The 23773-nt window shown below is 71.1% G+C and carries 19 protein-coding genes; 9 read left to right on the top strand and 10 right to left on the bottom strand.

The features are described 5' to 3' along the window. Positions 1-164: 164 nt before the first annotated feature. Entirely contained in the window at positions 165-1094 is a 930-nt protein-coding gene (locus ACZ3TS_RS21370) for a 5'-3' exonuclease (protein ID WP_467620103.1), read from the top strand. 495 nt (positions 1095-1589) lie between these two features. Further along, a complete protein-coding gene (locus ACZ3TS_RS21365) occupies positions 1590-2432 on the top strand; it encodes a siderophore-interacting protein (RefSeq protein WP_467620077.1) in 843 nt (280 codons plus the stop codon). 52 nt (positions 2433-2484) lie between these two features. Here ACZ3TS_RS21365 and ACZ3TS_RS21360 read toward each other — a convergent pair whose 3' ends face one another. From ACZ3TS_RS21360 to ACZ3TS_RS21350, 3 genes are all read right to left on the bottom strand, one after another. Next, complete coding sequence (locus tag ACZ3TS_RS21360; protein WP_467620074.1) at positions 2485-3261, bottom strand: ABC transporter permease; 777 nt, start codon at positions 3259-3261, stop codon at positions 2485-2487. Then, positions 3258-4265 (bottom strand): ATP-binding cassette domain-containing protein, encoded by a 1008-nt coding sequence (locus ACZ3TS_RS21355; protein ID WP_467620073.1) that lies wholly within the window; start codon positions 4263-4265, stop codon positions 3258-3260. Before ACZ3TS_RS21355 ends, ACZ3TS_RS21360 begins: the two co-directional genes overlap by 4 nt. 226 nt (positions 4266-4491) lie before the next feature. Further along, on the bottom strand, positions 4492-5142 hold the full coding sequence (locus ACZ3TS_RS21350; RefSeq protein ID WP_467620072.1) for a PadR family transcriptional regulator: 651 nt from the start codon (positions 5140-5142) through the stop codon (positions 4492-4494). A gap of 252 nt (positions 5143-5394) precedes the next feature. On the opposite strand from ACZ3TS_RS21350, the gene ACZ3TS_RS21345 reads away from it, so the two are divergent. From ACZ3TS_RS21345 to ACZ3TS_RS21335, 3 genes are all read left to right on the top strand, one after another. After that, positions 5395-6960 carry an amino acid permease gene (locus ACZ3TS_RS21345; protein ID WP_467620070.1) on the top strand — a complete coding sequence of 522 codons (1566 nt, stop codon included), beginning with the start codon at positions 5395-5397 and terminating at the stop codon, positions 6958-6960. A gap of 11 nt (positions 6961-6971) precedes the next feature. Continuing rightward, positions 6972-7151 carry a hypothetical protein gene (locus ACZ3TS_RS21340; RefSeq protein ID WP_467620068.1) on the top strand — a complete coding sequence of 60 codons (180 nt, stop codon included), beginning with the start codon at positions 6972-6974 and terminating at the stop codon, positions 7149-7151. A gap of 141 nt (positions 7152-7292) precedes the next feature. Continuing rightward, a complete protein-coding gene (locus ACZ3TS_RS21335; RefSeq protein ID WP_467620066.1) occupies positions 7293-8234 on the top strand; it encodes an RluA family pseudouridine synthase in 942 nt (313 codons plus the stop codon). A gap of 3 nt (positions 8235-8237) precedes the next feature. On the opposite strand, the gene ACZ3TS_RS21330 is transcribed toward ACZ3TS_RS21335, so the two are convergent. The 6 genes from ACZ3TS_RS21330 to ACZ3TS_RS21305 all read right to left on the bottom strand — a co-directional run bounded on the left by ACZ3TS_RS21330 (position 8238) and on the right by ACZ3TS_RS21305 (position 13850). Continuing rightward, on the bottom strand, positions 8238-9761 hold the full coding sequence (locus ACZ3TS_RS21330; RefSeq protein ID WP_467620064.1) for a cytochrome P450: 1524 nt from the start codon (positions 9759-9761) through the stop codon (positions 8238-8240). Between the two features lie 84 nt (positions 9762-9845). Continuing rightward, on the bottom strand, positions 9846-10466 hold the full coding sequence (locus ACZ3TS_RS21325) for a GTP-binding protein (protein WP_467620062.1): 621 nt from the start codon (positions 10464-10466) through the stop codon (positions 9846-9848). Continuing rightward, the gene (locus tag ACZ3TS_RS21320; protein WP_467620061.1) at positions 10447-10863 is read right to left on the bottom strand and encodes a DUF742 domain-containing protein; all 417 of its coding nucleotides are present in this window, start codon (positions 10861-10863) and stop codon (positions 10447-10449) included. Before ACZ3TS_RS21320 ends, ACZ3TS_RS21325 begins: the two co-directional genes overlap by 20 nt. Further along, positions 10860-11267 (bottom strand): roadblock/LC7 domain-containing protein, encoded by a 408-nt coding sequence (locus ACZ3TS_RS21315; RefSeq protein ID WP_467620058.1) that lies wholly within the window; start codon positions 11265-11267, stop codon positions 10860-10862. The genes ACZ3TS_RS21320 and ACZ3TS_RS21315 overlap by 4 nt, the downstream gene beginning before the upstream one ends. Next, complete coding sequence (locus ACZ3TS_RS21310) at positions 11264-12883, bottom strand: ATP-binding protein (protein WP_467620055.1); 1620 nt, start codon at positions 12881-12883, stop codon at positions 11264-11266. The genes ACZ3TS_RS21315 and ACZ3TS_RS21310 overlap by 4 nt, the downstream gene beginning before the upstream one ends. A gap of 340 nt (positions 12884-13223) precedes the next feature. Continuing rightward, on the bottom strand, positions 13224-13850 hold the full coding sequence (locus tag ACZ3TS_RS21305) for a TetR/AcrR family transcriptional regulator (RefSeq protein WP_467620054.1): 627 nt from the start codon (positions 13848-13850) through the stop codon (positions 13224-13226). 240 nt (positions 13851-14090) lie between these two features. On the opposite strand from ACZ3TS_RS21305, the gene ACZ3TS_RS21300 reads away from it, so the two are divergent. Genes ACZ3TS_RS21300 through atzF form a run of 4 tightly spaced genes read left to right on the top strand, consistent with a single transcriptional unit; the run spans position 14091 to position 20737 of the window. Continuing rightward, on the top strand, positions 14091-14915 hold the full coding sequence (locus ACZ3TS_RS21300; RefSeq protein ID WP_467620053.1) for an urea amidolyase associated protein UAAP1: 825 nt from the start codon (positions 14091-14093) through the stop codon (positions 14913-14915). Further along, the gene (locus ACZ3TS_RS21295) at positions 14912-15526 is read left to right on the top strand and encodes an urea amidolyase associated protein UAAP2 (RefSeq protein WP_467620050.1); all 615 of its coding nucleotides are present in this window, start codon (positions 14912-14914) and stop codon (positions 15524-15526) included. The genes ACZ3TS_RS21300 and ACZ3TS_RS21295 overlap by 4 nt, the downstream gene beginning before the upstream one ends. Then, positions 15523-19035 carry a 5-oxoprolinase/urea amidolyase family protein gene (locus tag ACZ3TS_RS21290; protein ID WP_467620048.1) on the top strand — a complete coding sequence of 1171 codons (3513 nt, stop codon included), beginning with the start codon at positions 15523-15525 and terminating at the stop codon, positions 19033-19035. Before ACZ3TS_RS21295 ends, ACZ3TS_RS21290 begins: the two co-directional genes overlap by 4 nt. A 19-nt stretch (positions 19036-19054) precedes the next feature. Next, positions 19055-20737 (top strand): allophanate hydrolase, encoded by a 1683-nt coding sequence (atzF, locus tag ACZ3TS_RS21285; RefSeq protein WP_467620046.1) that lies wholly within the window; start codon positions 19055-19057, stop codon positions 20735-20737. Positions 20738-20902: 165 nt separating this feature from the next. Here atzF and ACZ3TS_RS21280 read toward each other — a convergent pair whose 3' ends face one another. Continuing rightward, the gene (locus ACZ3TS_RS21280) at positions 20903-23755 is read right to left on the bottom strand and encodes a DEAD/DEAH box helicase (RefSeq protein WP_467620043.1); all 2853 of its coding nucleotides are present in this window, start codon (positions 23753-23755) and stop codon (positions 20903-20905) included. Between the last annotated feature and the right edge of the window lie 18 nt (positions 23756-23773).

Below are 23773 nucleotides of genomic sequence, written 5' to 3'. Positions count from 1 at the left end.
GCCGCTGCAAACAGTTCGATTGCAACCGGCATCGCTCCGACGCGCGCCTGCCCCCCTTTGTCCAGGGCAAACGCAGGAGTGGTCCTCTTCACAGTGCGTTCACGGGTGCCATGCCAGGGCCTGCGCCCGGCACCGGCGGCTCGCTGTCGGTGCGGTACGGCATGATGCGGAAGGTGACCCGACGCCTGATGCTCCTCGACACCGCCTCGCTCTACTTCCGCGCCTACTACGGCGTCCCGGATTCGGTGAAGGCCCCGGACGGCACGCCCGTGAACGCCGTGCGCGGGCTGCTCGAATTCATCGACCGCCTGGTCCGGGACCACCACCCGGACGACCTGGTCGCCTGCATGGACGCGGACTGGCGCCCGCACTGGCGGGTCGAGCTGATCCCCTCCTACAAGGCGCACCGCGTGGCCGAGGAACACGAGGCGGGCCCGGACGAGGAGGAGGTGCCGGACACGCTGTCCCCCCAGGTGCCCGTCATCGAGAACGTCCTCGACGCGCTGGGCATCGCGCGCGTGGGCGTCGAGAGGTACGAGGCGGACGACGTGATCGGCACGTTCACCGCCCGCGCGAAGGGCCCGGTCGACATCGTCACCGGCGACCGGGATCTGTACCAGCTGGTCGACGACGCCCGTGGGATCCGCGTGCTGTACCCGCTGAAGGGCGTCGGCACGCTGCAGCTCACCGACGAGGCGTTCCTGCACGGGAAGTACGGCGTCGACGGCCGGGGCTACGCGGATCTGGCGCTGCTGCGCGGCGACCCGAGTGACGGGCTGCCGGGTGTGCCGGGCATCGGCGAGAAGACGGCCGCGAAGCTGCTCGCCGAGTTCGGGGACCTGGCCGGGATCATGGCCGCGGTCGACGACCCGAGGTCGAAGCTCAGCCCGGCGCAGCGCAAGCGGCTCGACGAGGCTCGGGCGTACGTCGCCCTCGCGCCCAAGGTCGTACGGGTCGCCGAGGACGTACCCCTGCCCGAGGTGGACACGGCGCTGCCACACACGCCGCGCGACCCGGCCGCACTGGACGCGCTCACGTCCCGCTGGGGCCTGGGCGGCTCACTGCAGCGCCTGCTCACCACGCTCGGGGCATGAGGGCAAGGACTGCGGCCCCCGCCTCACAACCCACCGCCGACGAACCAGCCGGCACAACACGACACACCCAGTCGACGCCCAGCCAGGACTCGGCGCGGCCGACCTGGCAGGGCCAGCCAGAGCTCAAGGCGGCCGCTGGCCCGGCGGCTTTGCGCCGTGCTCGGGACGTGACGGATCCGGCAAAAGGCGCGCTCCCCGCCTCAGGGCCAACCCGGCCGGCCGTGCCGGCCCATCGACACGACAGCCGAGAAATCCGCTCACCGGACCCCGCGACCCCGCCCACCGTCAACCCGAGGCCCCAACACACCGGCACAACAGGACACCCCCATCCCGAAGGCCGGCCAGGGCTCGGGGCGGCCGACCGGGGCGGCTGGGCGCCGTGCTCGGGATGCGGCGAATCCGCAACGGGCGCTCATCAAGTCTTCATGGGAGAGGTGTTAACTGGAATCCGGTGCTAACTTAGGTAAACCTAAGCAAGGGAACTGGGAGGCCGTCATGGCAGAGCGCGCGGCAGGCAGGGGTCGCAGGGTCCACTCCGCGCAGGTCATCCGCACCGAGCGGCTGACCCCGCACATGCAGCGTGTGGTACTCGGTGGCGAGGGCCTGGCCGGCTTCACGGCGGAGACCTGCACCGACCACTATGTGAAGCTGCTCTTCCCGGCCGACGGCGTCACCTACCCCGAACCCTTCGACATGCAGCGCATCCGCGAGGAGTTCCCGCGCGACCAGTGGCCCGTCACGCGCACCTACACCGTGCGCGCCTGGGATCCCGAACACCGCGAGCTGACACTGGATTTCGTCATCCACGGCGACGAGGGCCTCGCCGGTCCATGGGCGCTGCGCGTCCAGCCGGGCGAGACGGTGCGCTTCATGGGCCCCGGCGGCGCCTACGCACCGGACGCGGGTGCCGACTGGCATCTGCTCGCCGGAGACGAGAGCGCGCTGCCCGCGATCGCGGCCGCCCTGGAGGCGCTGCCCGGCGGCGCCGAAGCCTACGCCTTCGTGGAGGTCGCGGGCCCAGAGGAGGAGCAGAAGGTCGACTCCGATGTGGAGGTCGTCTGGCTGCACCGCGGGGACCGGCCGATCGGCCAGGCCCTCGTGGAAGCGGTCCGGGCGCTGGAGTTCCCGGAGGGCCGGGTGCACGCGTTCGTGCACGGCGAGGCCGGTTTCGTGAAGGAGCTGCGCCGGCTGCTTCGGGTGGAGCACGGGATGCCGCGCGAGGACCTGTCGATCTCCGGCTACTGGCGCCTCGGCCACAACGAGGACGGCTGGCAGGCGTCGAAGCGGGAGTGGAACGCGCGCATCGAGGCGGAGCAGGAGAACGCGTCCGCCGCGTAGATCGCCGGAAGCGGCGGCACCAGCACGGTGCCGCCGCTTCGTCATGCAGTGCTCACACCGAACGCTGGTAGGCCCGGAAAGTCCGGATCGACAGCCACACCGCGACGACTGCGAGCCCCAGCAGCGCCCCGCCCCGGCCGCACACGACACCCCAGTCGGGGTGCGCGGACATCGCCGAACGGCCCGCGACCATCGCCCAGTTGAGCGGGTTGAAGTCGGCGATGTGCCGCATCCACGAGGGCATCCGGGACGGTGCCATGAAGGCCGTGGACAGGAACGTGAGCGGGAGCAGCAGGAAGGTGTTGATCCCGATGATCGATTCCCGCTCCTGCACCAGCATGCCCAGCGCGTTGGACAGCGCCCCGAAGATCGTGCCGAGGAGCACGGAGGCCAGGACGAGGACGGCGACACCGCCTATGCCGCCCGGGTAGTCGGCGCCTCCCAGCAGGCCGAGCAGCACGATGATCAACGACTGCAGGGCGGTGACCAGGCCGTTGTTGACGACGTTGCCGTTCATCAGCGCGGCCCGGCTGACCGGCGTGGTCAGGAAGCGGTTGAGCGTGCCCCGCTGGATCTCCTCCAGCGTGCCCATGCCCGCCCACATGTTGGAGCTGAGCGCGCTCATCACGACCACACCCGGCACGAGATAGTCGAGGTAGGAGGTGGTGCCGAAGCCGCCGAGTTCCACGACCTTCTTGAAGAGGTTGCCGAACAGGAACAGCCAGATCACCGGCTGAATCAGGGTGATCACCGCGTACGCCGGCTGCCGTGCGAACACCATGAGCTGGCGCCGGGTCATGTACCAGGTCTGCGAGACGGCGGTGCTCATCGCGCACCTCCGGCAAGGACGAGGGAACCTTCGGCTTCGGCCTCGGAGTAACGGCGCCCCGCGTAACGGAGGTAGACGTCGTCGAGCGAGGGACGGGCGACGGTCGCGGCGGCGACACCCGCCCCGGCGCGCTCGAGCGCCCCCAGCAGCGCGGGCATCGCCACGGCCCCGTCGTCGGCGCGGACACTGATGCGGTGCCCGTCGAGGTGCACCTCGTGCACGCCGGGCAGTCCGGCAAGGGCGCCCCTCAGCAGCGTCCGGCCGGCTTCGCCGACGCCTTCGCGCAGTTCCATGTGGACGGCGTCACCGCGAAGTTCGCCCTTCAGCGAGTCCGGGGTGCCTTCCACCACGACCCGGCCCCGGTCGACGATCGCGATGCGCTCGGCGAGCCGGTCGGCCTCTTCGAGATAGTGCGTGGTGAGCAGGATGGTCAGGCCCTCCTCGCCGGCGAGGCGGCCGATCTCCTCCCACATGGCGGTGCGGGCCTCCGGGTCGAGGCCGGTGGTGGGCTCGTCCAGAAAGAGCACCTCGGGCCGGTGCACCAGGCCGAGCGCGACATCGAGGCGCCGTCGCATACCGCCGGAGTAGCCCTTGACCTGACGCCCGGCGGCGTCGGTGAGCGCGAAGCGCTCGAGGAGCTCGTCCACTCGCGTGTTGAGCGCCCCGCCCTTCAAGCCGTAGAGCCTGCCCTGGAGTTGGAGGTTCTCGCGGCCGGTGGCGACCGGGTCGGCACCGGAGCTCTGGGCGACCACGCCGATCGCGCGGCGCACCCGGTCGGGGTGGCGCAGCACGTCGTGGCCGGCGACGGTGGCCGAGCCCGAGTCGGGGCGGGCCAGGGTGGTGAGGATCTTGACGGTGGTGGACTTCCCGGCGCCGTTCGGGCCGAGGAGTCCGAAGACGGTGCCCGGCTCGACGGTGACGTCCATGCCGTTCAACGCCGTGACATCACCGGGATAGGTCTTGATCAGCTGACGCGCCTCGACCGCGGGCGCACGGGTGGTCATGACGACTGCTCTCCTGTGGACAGCGGACGGCGGCGGTCCGCGGTGCGCGGACGGACCGCCCTCCGGATGAGCGGATGACGACTGATCCGCGTGAAGAGCGCCGGGCTATCCTGGGTGTGCCGCACCTCGATCGCCTGGATGTGCCTCACGGCGGATTCAGCTCGGGGTTCGAGACCCTGGCGGGACTGCTGCAACAGCCCTGCCGGGGTTTTTTCCTTGTCAGCGGCTACGGTCTCTCGACATCGCCGCCTTCCGGCTTCGCGTACTCCTCGGGGAACTCCCCCGTCTCGTTGAAGGTCCGCCACTCCTTGACGCCGGGCAGGGTGCCCGCCGTGATCTCCGCGAGGAAACCGCGCACCCACGCGGCCTCGGCCTCGATCATGTGGAGCTTGTACTCGGTCTCGATGAGGAAGAGCCGCGGAAGTGTCTCGTAGAGCTTGTCCAGGCCACCGCGGGCGCTCGCGGCCTGCACCTCCAGGGTGTCCAGCCGCTCCTCGAGCAGGCGGGCCACCTCGTCCGGGTGGAGCACACCCATCAGCGAGAGCGCCGCCTCGAAGATGGGGAACTCCTGTGCGGGGACGGCGAGCAGGTCCGACAGCCACTCCGTGGCCTCTTCGCGCCCGGCGTCCGTGATGCCGTAGAGCGTGCGCTCGGGACGGTTGCCCTGCCGCTGCACCTCGGCGACCTCGACGAAACCGTGTTTCTCCAGGTTCTGGACGACGGTGTAGAGCGACCCGTAGTTGATCTTCAGGCTGGCGTCCTTGCCGCGACGGCGCAGGGTCTGGGCGATCTCGTACGGATGCATCGGCTTCTCGGTGAGCAGCACCATGACCGCGAGCGCCAGCGGGTTGCCGAGCTTCCGGCGCTTCGTCGCCACGGGGTTCACCTCGATCCATTGTTCAGAACCGAATATCCGGAGACGAACATATCGCGTCTCCCAGACAGGCGTCAACAGTCACGATGTATCGTGTTTTCGCGTCGAGCCGCAAGGCGGTGAGGAGTTGGGTCCGCACCCGACACGGCCACGTGACGCCGGCGAAACAGGCCCTCCCTACTTTCTGTCGCCCGACAGGAATTTCTGTCACCCGACAGGAAGTCTCGCGCCGCAGTGCGAAAGCAGGTTGCCGCCATGACGAGCACCGCCCCCGCCGACATCCGCCCCGCCCCGCCACGACCCGACGGGGCCGCCGACCTCGCGGAGTTCGGCTACCGCCAGGAACTGCACCGCAGCCTGGGCCGGTACGCCTCCTTCGCCGCCGGGTTCTCCTTCATCTCCGTACTGACGACCGTCTTCCAGTTCTTCGCATTCGGGTACGCGTTCGGCGGCCCCGTCTTCTTCTGGACGTGGCCCGTGGTGCTGGTGGGCCAGCTGCTGGTGGCCGCGTGCTTCGCGGAGCTGGCGGCGCGCTATCCCCTCTCCGGCGCCGTCTACCAGTGGTCCTCGCGGCTGTCGAACGCCACGTTCGGCTGGTTCGCCGGCTGGATCATGGTGATCGGGCAGGTCGTCGTGGTCGCGGCGGCGGCTCTCGCGCTGCAGATGGTGATGCCGCCGCTGTGGTCCGGCTTCCAGCTGGTGGGTGGCGACCCGTCCCCCACCTCCTCCACGGGCGCGGCCAACGCGGCGGTCCTCGGTGTCATCCTGCTGGTGCTCACCACACTCGTGAACGTCCTCGACAACCGCGTGCTGTCCGCGGTCAACCGCATCGGGGTCACCGCCGAGATCATCGGCGCCTGCCTGATCGTGGTGCTGCTGCTCACCCACTCCGAGCGCTCCCCCGGCATCACCTTCCACACCGGCTCCGGCACGGGCGGCCTGTTCGGCGCGCTGCTCGTGGGCTCGTTCACGGCGGCGTACGTGATGATCGGCTTCGACAGCGCCGGGGAGATGAGCGAGGAGACCCACCATCCGCGCCGCACCGCGCCCCGCACCATCCTCACCGCTCTCGGCGCGGCGGGCCTGCTCGGCGGACTGATCGTCCTCGGCGGCATCCTCGCCGCGCCCAGCCTGACCGACGGGCACCTCGGCACCGAGGGCCTGAGCTACGTCCTGACCAGCAGCCTCGGCGACGGTGTCGGCCGGGTGCTGCTGGCCGATGTGGTGGTGGCGATCGCGGTGGCGACCCTCGCGATCCAGACGGCGGCCTGCCGGATGCTCTTCTCCATGGCCCGCGACGGTCAGCTGCCGTTCGCGAAGCGGCTCGCGCGCGTCAACCCGCGCACGGGCATGCCCAGCGCCCCGGCCCTGGTGGTCGGCGTCCTCGCCGCCGCGCTCCTGCTGCTCAACTTCGCCTCCCCGGACGCCTTCCTGGCCATCGGCACCACCTGCATCGTGATGCTGTACCTCGCGTACGCGATGGTGACCGGCCCCCTGCTGGTACGGCGCCTGCTCGGCCGGTTCCCCGCCTCGGGCACCGACGAGACGGGCGCGCCCCTCTTCTCGCTCGGCCGCTGGGGCGTCCCGGTCAACGCGCTCGCCCTGCTCTACGGCCTGCTCATGACCGTCAACCTGGCGTGGCCGCGCGCGGCGGTGTACGACCCGACGGGCGGGCACTGGTACTTCCAGTGGTTCACGGTGCTCTTCCTGCTGGTCAGCGTGGGTGTAGGTGCCCTGTATCGAGTCACGAGGGCACAACGCGGGCACTCGGTCCAGAAGCCGGCGGCCCCTGCGGAAGCCCTCCCAGAACCGACTCAATAGCGTCCGCCGTCATGCCCTCGACCGCCGGCCAGAGGCCCGTGTGCTTCTCCAGCGTGATGCTCGGCTTCGAGTGCCCGAAGCGCACTACGGCGCTCGAGGACATAGGCACGGTGCTCTCCGACCTCGGCATCGGACCGGAAGACCTGACGCGCGAGCTGTACACGGACGCGGTCGCGGCCCGGCGCCGCTGATCCCGGACATGCAGAAAGCCCCCTTGCACGGTCGTGTGGACCATGCGGAGGGCTCGGTGCGCCCGGAGTACCGCGGGCAGGGGGAGGGGCTGCTGTGCCGGCCGAGGGCGGCCTTCGCGGCACCACGTACGCTGGGCCGTGATGCGACGCAAGATCCGGATCCCGCCCTCTCCCCTGCTGCAGCGCGACGGGGTCGATCCGGTGCGGGTGCGGCTGCCGTTCGACGAGGAGTGGGCCACCGTCCGGGATCATCTCGTGGCGCGGCTCGCGGCCGGGGACGGAGTGATCGACGGCATGCTCGACGCCGGGCTGATCGTCGGGGCGGACGGGCGGGCGGTCGCGCGTGACGCGGCGTACGTACCGGGCATGTACGTGTGGTTCCACCGCGCGCTGCCCGACGAGGTGCGCGTCCCCTACCCGGTGGAGGTGGTGTACCGCGACGAACACATCGTCGTCGCCGACAAGCCGCACTTCCTCGCCACCACCCCACGCGGCAGCCACGTCGCCGAGACCGCCCTCGCCCGGCTGCGGCGCGACCTGGACATCCCGGCGCTGACCGCCGCACACCGGCTGGACCGGCTCACCGCCGGGCTCGTGCTGTTCACCGTACGGCCCGAGGAGCGCGGCATCTACCAGACGCTGTTCCGCGACCGGCGGGTCTCCAAGGAGTACGAGGCCGTCGCCCCGTACGACCCCGAGGTGACCCTGCCCCGCACCGTGCGCAGCCGGATCGTCAAGGAGCGCGGGGTCATGGCGGCCCGGGAGGTGACCGGCGAGCCCAACGCGGTCAGCACGATCGAGCTGCTGGAACACGGCGCCGGGCACGGGCGCTACCGGCTGCTCCCGCGCACCGGGCAGACCCATCAACTGCGGGTGCACATGAACGCGTTGGGGCTGCCGATTCTCGGCGATCCGCTCTATCCGGTGGTGTCCGGCCCCGGACCGGCCGGTGATTTCCGGCGCCCGCTCCAACTGCTGGCGCGAGTACTGGAGTTCACCGATCCGGTCACAGGAGGCGTACACCGCTTCGTCAGCGAGCGGGTGCTCCAGGCCTGGTCGGCGTACGACGCGTGGGCCCGGTAGGGCTCAGTCGCCCCGCCACCACCGCAGCACCCACCGCCACAGGCCGGGGCGGGTGCGCGGCTCGGCGGCGGGGTACGGCAGCGACGGCCCGGCACCCGGCCCGGGCGGCACCGGCTGAGCGGCCACCGGCTCCGGCACCGGCGTGGTGGTGGTCTCGGACCCGGGTGTCGTGATCAGCCAGCCGGGACGCTGGTGCGGTACGGCGTGCATGGCCGGCCGCTCGGTCACCTCCTGCGGCGGCCTCGGCTCGAACCGCACCGGCAGCTCCACCAGGTGCCGCGACGCGATGGACCCGGTCCACCGCAGTTCGTCCTCCGCGCAGTCGAGCTGGATGTCCGGCAACCGCATCAGCAGCGCGTCGATACCGGTGTCGGCGATGGCGCGGCCGATGTCCTGGCCCGGGCACTCGTGCGGGCCGCCGCCGAAGGCGAGGTGGGAACGGTTGCCCAGCATGTTGGCGGAGAGGTCGGGCCGTACCCGGGGGTCGACGTTGCCGGGCGCGATGCCCAGCAGCAGTCCGTCGCCCTTGCGGATACGCCGGCCGCCCAGTTCGGTGTCCTGCTTGGCGAAGTACCCGAGGATGCTGCTGAACGGCGGCTCGTCCCACAGGGACTGCTCCACCGCCTCGGGCACCGTCATCTGTCCGCCGCTGAGCTGGGCCCTGAAGCGCGGATCGGTGAGCACCACGCGCAGCACGTTGGCGAGAAGGTTGGCCGTGGCCTCGTAGGCCGCGATCAGGACCACACGCAGATGCTCCCTGATCTCGTCGTCGGTGAGCCGGGCCGGGTGGTTGACGAGGTGGCTGGTGAAGTCGTCCTCGGGCTGGGCCCGGCGGCGGGCGGTGAGCCGGGTCAGGGCGTCCACGATGTACTGGTTGCTGGCGATCGCGGTCTCGGTGCCCTTGAGCATGTCTCGGGCGGCGTGCACGATCCGGTCGTTGTACTCGTCGGCCATGCCGAGGACCTCGCACATCACCGCCATCGGCAGATGGTCGGCGAACTGGCCTACCAGGTCGGCCCGGCCCTCCTCGCAGAACCGGTTGACGAGGGTCTGCGTGGCGCGGTTGATGTAGCGGCGAAGGCCCCGGTAGTCGATGGTCGACATGGCTCCGGTGACCGCGCCGCGCAGCCGCAGGTGCTCGTCGCCCTCGGCGTGCGAGCAGATGGGCTGCCAGGCGAAGTGCGGCGTCAGCGGATGGTCCGGCTTGATCGCGCCGGACAGCAGCGGGGCCCAGATCCGGCTGTCCCGGGTGAAGTGCGCGGGGGAACGCACCATGTGCAGGTTCTCGGCGTGGCCGAGGACCACCCAGATCGGCACGTCGTCGTGGAGCAGCGCGGGTGCCACGGCACCGTGTTCGGCACGCATCTTCTCGTACAGGGCTCCCAGGTCCTCCGCCTCGGGACCGTACAGCCGGTGCGCTCCGCCGGGGCCGCGGCCGTGGGCCGGGCAGCCGGGCGGCGGGACGTGGGCGGGGTCGTCCGTACTGGTGAGGTCCCTGCTGGTCAGGGAGTGGGATTCATGCGTCACGACGTTCGCTCCGAAGCTGAGGTGGATCCGGGTGTCTTGGGGGGGACAGGACATGGGGACGGGCACGGCGGGTGCGTGCGCGGATCAGACGGGCGCGCGTGTCATCGCGAGGGAGTGCAGGAAGCGCATCAGCGTCATCAGGACGTCGCGGCTGGAGGCCCGGCGCCGTGCGTCACACTCCACGATCGGGATCTCGTCGGACAGGTCGAGCGCCACGCGGAGTTCTTCCATGGGGTAACGAGGTGCGTCGGGGAATGCGTTGACGGCGACCACGAAGGGCACGCCGCGCTCCTCGAGGCGGCCGATGACGTCGAAGCTGACCTCGAGGCGGCGGGTGTCGAGCAGCACGACCGCGCCGAGAGCGCCCTCGAACAGGCCGTTCCACAGGAACCAGAAGCGTTCCTGGCCCGGGGTGCCGAACAGGTACAGCACGAGTTGCCCGGTGACGCTGATCCGGCCGAAGTCCATGGCCACGGTGGTGGCGGTCTTGCTGTCGGAGCCGTAGTTGTCGTCGACTCCGATGCCTGCCTGGGTCATGGTCTCCTCGGTCGTCAGCGGCCTGATCTCGCTGACGGAACCGACCATGGTCGTCTTGCCGACTCCGAAGCCGCCCACGATCACGATCTTGACCGCGGCCTGCGCCGTGTGCGGCAGGTGGTCCTCGGCCCGCGGACCCGGGATCGTGTCAGAGCTTTTGTAGTCCATGCATCACCGCTTCGAGGAGGGAACGGTCGGGCGTCGCCTTCCGGACGATCGGCGCGCGTGCCTGCACCAGTTCGGCCGCCAGCAGGTCGGTGAGCAGGACGGTCACCACGCTGAACGGCAGGCTGAGATAGGCCGAGATCTCGGCCACGGACAGGGGGGCCCGGCAGAGCCGGAGCAGCGCCGACTGCTCCGGGGTGGCGGTGGGAGGTGGGGCGGTGCTCGCCACGATCAGGGTGACCAGGTCGATGGGGGCCCGCTCGCCCCCGTCGGTCGCGCCCGTGAGGATGTACAACCGCTCCGGGTTCTTCTCCTCGCCCTCCTTCCCGCCGCCTGCTGCGACAGGCTCCGGCGGGGGCTGCTCCTTGGGGTTGCGCCGACGGCGTCGCGGAGGAGTCATACGGTCTGCCCGTTGCGCCGCGGCGGGCTCGTCAGATGGTCGCCGATGCGGATGACGAGATCGCGCATGCGGTTGCTCATCAGGCCCGCCTCCGCGACCGTGTCGGCGAGCACCGCGAGATAGGCGTTGGCGCCGGCCGCCATCATGTAGAAGTAGCCGCCGTCGATCTCGATGACGACCATCCGCATCCGACCGTCGCTGCCCGGGATCTCGGTCGCGACCGCTCCGGCCAGGCTCTGCAGTCCGGCGCAGGCCGCGGCGACGCGGTCGGCCGCGTCCGGGTCGCCGCCGTATCGGGCGATGCGCAGACCGTCGGCGGAAAGCACCACGACCTGGTGGACGCCCGGCACTCCGTCGGCGAGCTCCTTCAGCAACCAGTCGAAGTTGCCTCGCTGCTGGATCACTTGAAGTCCCCCTCGTCGTCGGCCTGGGCAGGGGCAGGCTCGTCGTTGATGAATGCGTGCGGGTCGTCGTCCGGGGGCCCGGGGGAGAACGCGTTCGGGTCCGGGTCGGCCTTGAGCCCGTTCATGAACGCCTCGACCCAGAGGCCGGGGGCGGGCTCTTCCTTCTCCGGTTCGGGTTCAGGCGTCCAGGGGGCGTGGGTCGCGGCCTCGACGGCCTGGGCGGCGGCCTCCGCCGCGGCTGCCTCGGCGATCCGCTGGCTCAGCGGGATCTTGACCCGGCTGCGACGCTGCGGCAGGCCGCCCGGCGTCCACTCGGTGACCACGGGGACGTCGTCCTCCATGGCGAGTTGCTGCGGGATCCGGGGCCCGGTGGTGGGACGGCGTTTCTTGGCCTTGCGGTCGGGGCCCTTGACCCCGTCGTTGTCCAGGGTCGGCACGGAGGTGGCGCCGATGCCATGGGCGAACCCGGGTGCGGGGTCGGTGGTCAGCATGTCGTTCGGGATGACGAGGATGGCGCGGACGCCGCCGTAGGCGGACTGTCGCAGCGAGACATGCATGTTGAACATCGACGACAGGCGCCCGACGACGGCGAGTCCGAGGCGCGGGGTCTCGCCGACCTCCTGGACGTCCACGCCGGCCTGGGCCTCGGCGAGCATCCTCTCGACCTTGGCGCGGTTCTCCTCGCTGAGGCTGATGCCGCCGTCCTCGATCTCCACCGCGATGCCGGTCTGCACCTCGGTGGCGGTGACGTGCACCTTGGTCTGCGGCGGCGAGTAGCGCGTGGCGTTGTCGAGGAGTTCGGCCGCGGCGTGGATGATCGGCTCGACCGAGATGCCCTTGATGTTGACCTTGGCGATGGAGTGCAACTCGATGCGGCGGTACTCCAGGATCCGGGACATCGCGCCGCGCAGCACGCTGTACAGCGGTACGGGCTGGGGCCACTGGCGGCCGGGGCGGCCGCCGCCGATGACGGCGATGGAGTCGGCGAGGCGGCCGATCAGCGCGGTGCCGTGGTCGATGCGCAGCAGGTCGTCGAAGACCTCGGGGTTGCGGCCGTGGTCCTCCTCCATCTCCCTCAGTTCCTTGGCCTGCTGGTGGACGATGGCCTGGACGCGGCGGGCGATGTTGACGAAGGCGCGCTGCGAGGAGTCACGGATCGCGATCTCGCGGTCGACGATCTTGAGGAGGGTCCGCAGCAACTGCCGCTGCGGCCCGGGAAGCCCGCGGAACCGGGGGCTCTGGTCGACGACCGTGTGCATCACCTGCGCGGGGGAGACGCCGCCGCGCAGGGTGTCGAGCGCTCGGGGCAGCACCTCCGTGCGGAAGTACTCGATGTCGTCGTCCTGGGAGGCGATGCGCTGTTCCAGGTAGGCGGTCCGCTGCGCGAAGTCGGCACGCAGGGCACGGACGGTGCGGCCGCGGCGCGCCGCCACGGCCGCGACGGCGGTCACCAGGACCGTGGCGAAGGCTCCGCACCAGCCGACCGTGCTCCGGGCCTGCTCGGGGACCAGCCCGACGGCGGCGCCCGTCGCCGCCGCCGTCAGTATGGCGGGCAGCAACAACTCGCGTACGTAGAGAAGTTCACGACCACCGGGAGGCGATTGAACACTCACCATGTATGCCCTCTGAGACGAATCGGCAGGATCGGGGGGCTTGCGGAAGAAAAGGTGGGGGTGGCTACCTGGTCGGACGTGGGGATCAACTCGATCTTCGGTATTTTTGCGAACAGAAGGACGAATTCACCTCAACTCGGTGCGTCGCGGGCGAGCTTAGTCCGGCCGGATCATCGCCGAGTCATATTCAGCAAGCACCTGAAATGCCTACCGAGGCAGGAGTACGCTCGGCGTTTTACACAATGCGACGCTGTTCGAACACTGTCCGTCACGGCGTACGGGCGTACGAAGCCGGTCCCCTCAGCGAGTGCAACGCTCTTCGCGGAAGTGACCTGAGAGACCGTCAGATTCCGGCGATGCGCAGTGCCGCGTCCGCCGTCGCCTCCGCAAAGACGGAGACCGGGCGCTCCGGATCGGAGCGGTGGACGAGGATGACGCCCTCGATCAGGCCGAAGACCAGATCCGTCCGCAGATCCAGCTCACCCTTGGCCAGAGCACCGCCCGACGCAGTGGCGGCGAGCAACTGCCGGTAGGTGTCCTTGAGTTCTGCCCGTACGGCGTGGAAGCCGGCGAAGCGCTCGGTGCGGACCTCGGGCAGCAGATACAGACCGCCGAGGTTGTACGGACCGCCGCAGAGCAGCTCCACGTCGGTGCGGCACAGCTCCCACAGCCGCTCCTCGGCCGGGACGGCGTCCTCGGCGAGCAGCTCGCGCGCACAGGCCAGCGAGGGGGTGACGGTGGACTCCAGGAGTTCGGCGAGCAGTTCCTCCTTGCCGGAGACGTAGTGGTACATGGACGCCTGCCGCATTCCGGCCCGCTCGGCCACGGCCCGGGTGGTGGTGGCGGCATAGCCCCGAGTCGTGAACAACTCGGCGGCGGCGGAGAGGAGTTCGTCGCGCGGCGACAGCCCGCTCTCGGGGCGCTGCGCCGCCCGCGGCCTGCCGACCCGCCGCCCACCACCGGTTCCCATGCGTTCGATCCTCGCACACGACGGCGTACGGCGATCTCGGTCGAGCCCAGCACGCCCGCCCCACGGCGACTCCGCGCGAGAGGGCACGACGCGCCTCGACCATCGCTACGGCGCGACCGGTGAGGGATCGGTAACCGAGCGGCAACACCCGGGACACGGCGGCGACCCCACCCCCGCCTAATTTCTGTCGCGCGACAGAAATAAGCACAGCAGTCACCGGATCACCCGGAGGTCCCCGCAATGGCGACAGCGACCACTTACGGAGCACGCGACCATGCCCGGGCACAGGAGGGCACCCGTGCCGAGGCCATGCCCGTCGTGCCGGCGAGCGCCTGGCCCGCGCCGCCGTGCGAGGCGGGCCACCTGGTGTGGGCGGAGACGGTGGCGGGCGGCAACTACACGCACAAGGTGCTGGCCCGCGGCACGGAACTGCGGCTGACCGACCTGCGCGGCGACGCCTGTGCGCACCTCCTGCTCCATGTCGCGGACCGCCCCTGGGAGCGGCTGAACGTCGCCGACACGGTCAAGGTGCAGTGGAACGCCTACCTCGGTGAGGGGCAGCTGCTCCTCTCCGACCAGGGCCGCGTCCTCGCCTCGGTCGTCGCCGACACCTCCGGCCGGCACGACGCGCTGTGCGGTACCTCCACGCTCGTACGCAACACAGCGCGGTACGGGGACGGTACGCCGCAGTCCGCGTCCCCCGCCGGGCGCGAGCTGTTCAAGCTCGCCGCCGCCAAGAACGGCCTTCAGCCGCGCGACCTGCCGCCCTCGCTGTCGTTCTTCCAGGGCGTGGAGGTCCGCGAGGACGGCGCCCTCGACTTCACGGGCTCGGCCGGTCCGGGCGGCAGCGTCACCCTGCGCGCCGAGCAGGACCTCACGGTGCTCCTCGCGAACGTCCCGCACCCCGCCGATCCCCGCCCGGACTATGTCTGCACCCCGCTGGAGGTCCTCGCCTGGCGCGCGGAGGCCACGCGCCCGGGCAATCCGCTGTGGGAGGCCACTCCCGAGGGCCGCCGTGCCTTCCTGAACACCGCCGAATTCCTTGCCGCGAGGGGGCTCGCATGAAGACCGTCGTTCCGGCCCGTGCCGCCTGGTCGTGCGTCGTCCGCGCCGGCGAGACGCTGACCATCACCGACCTCCACGGCAACCAGGCCGTCGACTTCCTCGTGTACGACGCCCACGACACGTCGGTCCGCTACAGCGCGCCCGACACGATCCACGCGCAGGGGAACATCTTCCTCACCACGGGCAGCGTGATCCTCTCCAACGAACACACCCCGCTGATGACCGTGGTCGCCGACGACGTCGGCCGGCACGACACGGTCGGCGGCGCCTGCTCCAAGGAGTCGAACACGCTCCGCTACGGCCACCACACGTGGTCACAGCACGCCTGCGTGGACAACTTCCTGGCGGAGGGCGCCAAGCACGGCCTGGGCAAGCGCGACCTCGTCTCGAACGTCAACTGGTACATGAACGTGCCCGTCGAGAAGGACGGCACGCTCGGCATCGTCGACGGCATCTCGGCCCCCGGTCTCTCCCTGACCCTGCGCGCCGAACGCGACGTGCTCGTCCTGGTCTCCAACTGCCCCCAGATCAACAACCCGTGCAACGGCTTCGAGCCGACGGCCGTGGAGATGACGATCGCCGGGCGCACCGGCCAGGGGGACGCCGCATGACCTTCGACACCCTGCTGGTCGCCAACCGCGGCGAGATAGCCGTCCGCATCATCCGCACCGCGCGCGAACTCGGCCTGCGCACGGTCGCCGTGTACTCCGACCCGGACCGCTCGGCTCCCCATGTCCGCCTCGCCGACGAGGCCGTAAGGCTCGGCCCTGCTCCCGCGAAGGAGTCGTACCTCGACGCGGACCTGGTGCTGAAGGCGGCCAAGGACACCGGCGCGGGGGCGATCCACCCCGGCTACGGCTTCCTGTCCGAGGACGCTGCGTTCGCCCGCCGCTGCGAGGACGCCGGGATCGTGTTCGTGGGTCCGACGCCCGAGCAACTGGAGCTGTTCGGCACGAAGCACACGGCGCGGGCGGCGGCCGAGGTGGCGGGAGTGCCGCTGGCACCCGGCACGGGCCTGCTCGGCTCCCTGGACGAAGCGCTGCGTCAGGCGTCCGCGATCGGCTATCCCGTGATGCTCAAGGCGACCGGGGGCGGCGGGGGCATCGGTATGTCGGCATGTCGCTCCGCAGACGAACTGACCGACGCCTGGGCGCGGGTGCAGCGGGTCGCCGCCGCTTCCTTCTCCTCCGCCGGAGTCTTCCTGGAGCGGCTCGTCGAGCACGCCCGCCATGTCGAGGTACAGATCTTCGGCGACGGCGAAGGTCGCGTCGTCACCCTCGGCGACCGTGACTGCTCCCTGCAGCGCCGCAACCAGAAGGTGGTGGAGGAGGCACCCGCACCGAATCTGCCTTCTCAGGTGCGCGCACAACTCGCTGCGGCCGCACGCGACCTGTGCGCTTCGGTCGGCTACCGCTCCGCCGGAACCGTGGAGTTCGTGTACGACGCCGCCCGGGAGGAGGCGTACTTCCTGGAGGTCAACACCCGGCTCCAGGTGGAGCACCCGGTCACCGAGGAGATCTACGGCGTCGACCTGGTCGCCTGGATGCTACGGCTGGCGCGCGGCGACCGCGCTGTCGTGCGGGACCCGGGCCCGCCCCGCGGCCACGCCGTCGAGGCCCGTCTGTACGCCGAGGACCCCTCCCGCGGCCACCGGCCCGGCGCGGGCCTGCTGACCCGGGTCGAGTTCCCGCAGGGCGTACGCGTGGACGGCTGGGTCGAGACGGGCACGGAGGTCACGACCTCGTACGACCCCCTGCTCGCCAAGGTGATCGCATTCGGCCCGGACCGGGAGCAGGCGCTGGGGCGGCTGGACCACGCCCTGGCCGGGACCCGGATGGACGGCATCGAGACGAACCTGGGGCTGGTGCGCGCGGCGCTGGCGGACCGGCACGTCCGGGCGGCCGCCCACTCCACCGCGACCCTCGCCGCCATCACCGACCCGACCCCGCGCATCGAGGTCGTGACGGCCGGGACCCTCACCACGGTCCAGGACTGGCCGGGCCGCACCGGCTACTGGCAGGTGGGCGTGCCCCCGTGCGGCCCGATGGACGACCTCTCCTTCCGGCTCGGCAACCGGGCCCTCGGGAACACGGAGGGCGCCTCCGGCCTGGAGTGCACGCTCCAGGGGCCGGCCCTGCGCTTCACGCACCCGACGACCGTGTGCGTCACGGGCGCCCCGGCACCGGTGACGGTGGACGGCAGGGCGGTCGCGCAGTGGGAGCCGGTGACGGTGCCCGCGGGCGCCGTCCTGGAGATCGGCACACCGGAGGCACACGGACTGCGCACGTATGTGCTGGTCGCCGGCGGCCTGGACGTCGCCCCTTTCCTCGGCAGCGCATCTACCTTCACGCTGGGCCGGTTCGGCGGCCACGGCGGCCGGGCACTGCGCACGGGAGACGTCCTGCACGGCGGCACCTTGACGACGGGCACCCCGGTACCCACGGCCGACCGCCCGGCTTTCACCCGGTCGTGGCTGCTCGGGGCCCTGGAGGGCCCGCACGCCGCACCGGAGTTCTTCACCGAGGAGGACATCCACGACTTCTACGCCGCCGAGTGGAAGGTCCACTTCAACTCGGCCCGGACGGGCGTGCGACTGGTCGGGCCCAAGCCGCGCTGGGCCCGCTCCGACGGCGGCGAGGCGGGCCTGCACCCGTCCAACATCCACGACACGCCGTACTCGGTCGGTGCCGTCGACTACACGGGTGACATGCCGGTACTGCTCGGCCCGGACGGCCCCTCACTCGGTGGCTTCGTCTGCCCGGCGACGGTGGCGACCTGGGAGCGCTGGAAGCTCGGCCAGCTGCGCCCGGGAGACACGGTCCGCTTCGCTCCGCTGGCCGACGACGGCGCACCACGGCCCGCGATCGTGGACGGCGGGGTACTGGCCCGGGACGGCGATGTGACGTACCGGCGCAGCGGCGACGACAACCTGCTGGTCGAATTCGGGCCCATGCAGCTCGACCTGGTGCTGCGGATGCGGGTGCACGCACTGATGGAGGCGGTGACACAGGCATGCCTGAACGGAGTCACGGACCTGACTCCCGGCATCCGCTCCCTCCAGATCCAGACGGACCCGGCAAGGCTCCCTCAGCCGGAACTGCTGTCGGCGGTCAGCGACTTGGTCACCTCCCTTCCACCCACCGACGAACTGGTCGTTCCGTCCCGCACGGTCCACCTCCCCCTGTCCTGGGACGACCCGGCCACCCGCGAGGCCATCGCCCGCTATATGGCCGGTGTCCGCGACGACGCGCCCTGGTGCCCCTGGAACATCGAGTTCATCCGCCGCGTCAACGGACTGGCTTCGGTGGAGGACGTGTACCGCACGGTCTTCGACGCGGAGTACCTGGTACTCGGTCTGGGCGACGTGTACCTCGGCGCACCCGTGGCCACGCCGCTGGACCCCCGCCACCGCCTGGTGACCACGAAGTACAACCCCGCCCGCACCTGGACCGCCGAGAACTCGGTCGGCATCGGCGGCGCCTACCTGTGCATCTACGGCATGGAGGGCCCCGGTGGTTACCAGTTCGTGGGCCGTACGACGCAGGTGTGGTCGGGCTGGCAGCAGCGGGGGGCTTTCGAGCCGGGCTCGCCGTGGCTGCTCCGCTTCTTCGACCGCATCAAGTGGTACCCGGTCGGCGCCGACGAGCTGCTCGAACTCCGCGCGGACATCACGTCGGGTCGTTTCGTCCCCCGCATCGAGGAGGGCGTGTTCTCCCTGGCGCAGTACCAGGCGTTCCTCGCCCAGAACGCGGACTCGATCGCCGGATTCAGGTCCCGCCAGCAGGCCGCCTTCGCGGCGGAGCGCGACGCTTGGGAGGTGGCGGGTGAGTTCGCCCGGGCGGAGTCGGCGGCCGCACCGGCGGCGCCCCCGGCCGAGGTGACGGTTCCCGCGGGCGGCCGACTGGTGGAGGCCGAGTTCGCCGCGTCCGTGTGGCAGGTGAACGTCCGGCCGGGTGACGAGGTGGCGGCCGGACAGCCGTTGCTCGCTCTGGAGGCGATGAAGATGGAGTCCCGGGTGCACGCGCCGACCGCCGGTGTGGTGGCCGAGGTGCTGGCCAGGCCCGGCGACCAGGTGGAGGCGGGGACGGCGCTGGTCGTGCTGGCCCCGGCCGCGAGTTGAGAACACGCAAGGAGCACGCATGTCCACGACTGTGTCCCGCGTCCGTGCCGCCTACGGGCGCATCGTGGCGGTCGACCGCCCGGAGCTCTGGATCGACCTGCGGCCGCGGGCCGAGGCGGAGGCCGAGGCCGAGGCGATCGATGAGCGGGTGGCCGCCGGAGAACGCCTCCCCCTCGCCGGCCGCCTGTTCGCCGCGAAGGGCAACATCGACGTGGCCGGGCTGCCCACCACCGCCGGCTGCCCCGCGTACGCCTACATGCCGGAGGCGGACGCCCCGGTCGTCGCCCGCCTGCGCGCGGCCGGTGCGCTCCTGCTGGGCACGACGAACCTGGATCAGTTCGCGACCGGGCTGGTCGGCACCCGCTCCCCCTACGGCGCGGTCCGAGGCGCCCATGACCCGGACCGGATCAGCGGCGGCTCCAGCTCCGGTTCCGCCGTGGCGGTGGCGCTCGGCATCGTCGATTTCGCCCTCGGCACGGACACCGCGGGCTCGGGCCGCGTCCCGGCCGCCTTCAACGGCATCGTCGGCCTGAAGCCCACCCGTGGTCTCGTCCCCACGACCGGTGTGGTTCCCGCCTGCGCCTCGATCGACTGCGTCACGGTCTTCGCCCGTACGCTGCCGGAGGCCCAGCAGGCCCTGGCACACATGGCGTCCCCGCCCGGCCGCGCCCTGCCGCCGCTCCCCCAGCGCGCCCCCGGTCCGTGGCGCATCGCCGTCCCGCCGCTCGCCATGCTCGGCGAGCTCGACGAGGGCTGGGCCGAGGCGTACGAGGCCGCCGTCGCCCGGCTGGCCGACGCGGGCGCCGAGGTGCGGACCATCGACCTCACGCCCTTCACCGAGGCCGCCACGATGCTGTACGAGGGTGCGTTCGTCGCCGAGCGCTACACGGCGATCGGGAGCTTTGTCGACAAGTTGATCTCAGAGGGCGGTGAGGGCCTCGACCCGACCGTCGCCGGCATCATCACCCGTGCTCGTGACGTCCCGGCGCATCAGCTCTTCGCCGACCAGGACCGGCTGGCCGCCCTGCGTGACCGGGCCCTCGCCGAACTGGCCGACGCCGACGCGTTGTTGCTCCCCACCGCCCCGGGCCACCCCACTCTCGCCGAGGTGGCCGCGGATCCGCTGGGCGCCAACGCCCGCCTGGGCCGGTTCACCAACTCCACGAACCTCTTCGACCTGGCGGCGGTGGCCGTCCCCGCCGGCGAGGTGGACGGACTGCCCTTCGGTGTGATGCTGATCGGCCCGGCGTTCACGGACGAGCGGCTGGCAGGGATCGCCCACGGCCTTCAGCCGGAGACCCGCCTCGCCGTGGTGGGCGCACACCTGACCGGCCAGCCCCTGAACCCTCAGCTCCTGGCGCTCGGCGCCCGTCTCGACGCCACGACCACGACGGCCCCCGTCTACCGCCTGCACGCCCTTGCGACCGACCCGCCCAAGCCCGGCCTGGTCCACGTCGGCGAGGGCGGAGCGGCGATCGAGGCGGAGGTCTGGCGCCTGCCGGCCCAGGGCCTGGGGCGCCTCCTGACCGCGCTCCCCCGCCCGATGGCCCTGGGCCGGGTCGAACTGGCGGACGGCACCCATGTCCCGGGCTTCCTGTGCGAGCCGAGCGCCCTCGTGGACGCCGAGGACATCACACCGTACGGCAGCTGGCGGGCGTTTCTGAACCACCGGGCGGGCGCCCCTGAAGGGCGCGGGCGGTGACATGGTGCGGCTCGGCCACGTGGGCGCGACCAGCCACAAGGCACCCGCACCGGCACCCGCACCGGCACCCGCACCCGCACCCGCACCCGCACCCGCACCCGCACCCGCCGGACCACACCAGCCGAACCTGACGGACAGCGCCCGGCCGCCAGGGGCTGTCCCGGGCTATCCCACCGACGAATAGGCCACTACACCCCGCAGCAACCCATCAACCGCCTTGCGCGCATTCTTCGCCACGGTCGAGCCCTCCGCAGGAGAAGCCGCCGCGATCTGGCCGAGCACGTCGATGACCTGCTTGCTCCAGCGCACGAAGTCGCCGGCCGGCATCTCGGCCTCGCGCAGGACCTCGTCGAGGCTCTTGCCGCTCGCCCACATGTACGCGGCCCAGGCGAAGCCCAGGTCCGGCTCGCGCTGGCCGACGCCCTCCGTCTGGTTGATCCGGAACTCCTCCTCCAGGGCGTCGAGTCGGCCCCAGATCCGCACCATCTCGCTGAGCGCGGCCTTCGCCTTGCCCGACGGCACCTTCGGCGCCATCGCGTCGTCGCTCACCCGGGCCTCGTACACCAATGCGGAGGCGCACGCGGCCAGTTCGGCCGGGGCGAGCCCTTCCCAGACGCCCTCGCGCAGGCACTCGCTGGCCAGCAGGTCCAGTTCGCCGTACAGCCGCGCCAGGCGCTTTCCGTGTTCCGTGACCTCGTCGCCGCGCAGGTAGTCCAGTTCGGTGAGCAGCGCGACGATGCGGTCGAAGGTGCGGGCGATGGTGTTCGTACGGCCCTCGATGCGGCGCTCCAGCTGCGAGGTGTCGCGCATCAGCCGGTGGTGGCGCTCGGCCCAACGGGCATGGTCCTCACGGTCGTTGCACCCGTGGCAGGGATGCGCGCGCAGTGCGGCGCGCAACCGGGCGATCTCGCGGTCGTCGGCGGCCGCGGAGCGCTTCTTGCGATGCCGCTCCGGCGGGATGTGCCCGGCCTTGGTGCGCAGCGCGGAGGCGAGGTCGCGACGGGACTGCGGCGAACGCGGGTTGAACGACTTCGGGATGCGCATCCGCTCCAGCGGTTCGACGGGCACCGGGAAGTCCATGGACGCCAGCCGCTTGACCTGCCGCTCGGCGGTCAGGACCAGGGGGCGCGGGCCGTCGTGGTACTCGAAGCCGCGATGGCCGTTGGAGCGGCCGGCGGGCAGACCGGGGTCGAGGACCAGGGCCAGGCCGGCGTACTTGCCGGTGGGGACGTGGATGACGTCACCGGGCTTGAGCTTCTCCAGCGCGACGGCGGCCTCGGCGCGGCGCTGCACGGCGCCCTGCCGGGCCAGCTCCGTCTCACGGTCCTTGAGTTCACGACGCAGCCGGGCGTACTCGTCGAAGTCGCCGAGGTGGCAGGTCATGGCCTCCTTGTAGCCCGCGAGCCCCTCTTCGTTGTGCTGGACCTGGCGCGAGATCCCGACGACCGACTTGTCGGCCTGGAACTGCGCGAAGGACGTCTCGAGGAGTTCGCGCGAGCGGTGCCGGCCGAACTGCTCGACCAGGTTCACGGCCATGTTGTACGACGGCTTGAAGCTGGAGCGCAGCGGATAGGTGCGGGTGCCCGCCAGGCCCGCGAGGTGCTCGGGGTTCATGCCGCGCTGCCACAGCACGACCGCGTGGCCCTCGACATCGATGCCGCGACGGCCGGCACGGCCGGTCAGCTGGGTGTATTCGCCGGGGGTGATGTCGGCGTGCTGCTCGCCGTTCCATTTGACGAGCTTCTCCAGCACCACCGATCGTGCGGGCATGTTGATGCCCAGCGCGAGGGTCTCGGTCGCGAACACGGCCTTCACCAGACCGCGGACGAAGAGCTCCTCGACGACCTCCTTGAACGTCGGCAGCATGCCGGCGTGGTGGGCGGCGATACCGCGCTCCAGGCCCTCCAGCCACTCGTAGTAGCCCAGGACGTGGAGGTCCTCGGCCGGGATGGAGGCCGTGCGCTCCTCGACGAGGGCGCGGACCTGTTCCCGCTCCTCCTCGTTGTTGAGCCGCAGCCCGGCGTACAGGCACTGCTCGACGGCCGCCTCGCAGGCGGCCCGGCTGAAGATGAACGTGATCGCGGGCAGCAGGCCCTCGGCGTCGAGCCGCTCGATGACCTCGGGTCTGCCCGGCGTCCACGCCCGGGCCCGCTGTCTGCGCTCCCGCTCGCGGTCGGCCTCGCGCATGGCGCGACCCCGCCTGCGGTCCAGGTACGAGGGGCGGCTCGCCTCCATGCGGGCCAGGCGCGTGAGATCGGGATTGACGGCCTTCTTGTGGCCCTCGCCCTCCTCGAACAGGTCGTACATCCGGCGGCCGGCCAGCACGTGCTGGAACAGCGGCACGGGCCGGTGCTCGGAGACGATCACCTCGGTGTCACCGCGGACGGTGTCGAGCCAGTCGCCGAACTCCTCGGCGTTCGACACGGTCGCCGACAGTGACACCAGCGTCACCGACTCGGGGAGGTGGATGATCACTTCCTCCCAGACGGCGCCGCGGAAGCGGTCGGAGAGGTAGTGCACCTCGTCCATGACCACATAGCCGAGACCGAGGAGGGTCTGCGAGCCCGCGTACAGCATGTTCCGCAGGACCTCGGTGGTCATCACGACGATCGGTGCGTCGGAGTTGACGCTGTTGTCGCCGGTGAGGAGGCCGACCTTGCCCGTGCCGTAACGGCGACACAGGTCGGAGTACTTCTGGTTCGACAGCGCCTTGATGGGGGTCGTGTAGAAGCACTTCTTGCCCTGCTGCAGGGCGAGGTGGACGGCGAACTCGCCGACGATCGTCTTGCCGGAGCCGGTGGGCGCGGCCACCAGCACGCCCTTCCCCGCCTCCAGTGCCTGACAGGCCTCGATCTGGAAGGGGTCGAGACCGAAGTCGTACATCTCGCGGAAGGAGGCGAGTGCGGTGGCCTGCTCGGCAGCACGCAGACGGGCTGCCGCATACCGCTCGGCCGGTGAGAGGTCCTCTGTCATCGTACTTTCGAGCGTACCGGGCCCCACCGACAACAGGACGATCATTATCCGGATCAGGCCGTT

The sequence above is a fragment of the Streptomyces sp. NPDC022910 genome, from assembly GCF_055561075.1.
The sequence above is the reverse complement of the archived record's forward strand: the minus strand, read 5'-3'. Positions and strand labels throughout refer to the sequence as shown.